General features: G+C 59.4%; 1 protein-coding gene. It reads right to left on the bottom strand.

Annotated features, from left to right (window positions below):
- Positions 1–76: 76 nt before the first annotated feature.
- On the bottom strand, positions 77–345 hold a 269-nt coding region (locus tag D0817_RS26930; protein ID WP_127341014.1), incomplete at its 5' end, for a DUF481 domain-containing protein.

Genomic DNA, 345 nt, shown 5'->3' with positions numbered 1-345 from the left:
AAAAACCGTAATTAAGTTCCGACAGCGAACAAGCAAGGCCGTACCAGGTGACGATTCCAGCCCTGCGCGCCCGGGATCAAAATGAATAGATCAGGGTCACTGACGTCTGCGTGTCAGTGTTCTCCTTGCCTTTTGGCACATTCGTGTCATTGCGCGCAACGACCGACGCCTTCATTTGCATGGTTCCATTGATCTTCGTGCTCAGGGACGCTTCGGCGCTCGAGTGCACGTTCGACGTGCTGCGCTCGACGCTCGAGGTATGCGTGAACATTGCCGATGGACTCAGCCGCCAGCGCAGCGCCGCCGCCCCGCGGATGGTGAAGCCGCTTTCGGTGGCGCCGGTGG

Source organism: Flavobacterium cupreum, from assembly GCF_003996965.1.
GTDB classification, from domain to species: Bacteria; Bacteroidota; Bacteroidia; order Flavobacteriales; family Flavobacteriaceae; genus Flavobacterium; species Flavobacterium cupreum.
This window is presented reverse-complemented; position numbering and strand designations above follow the sequence as displayed.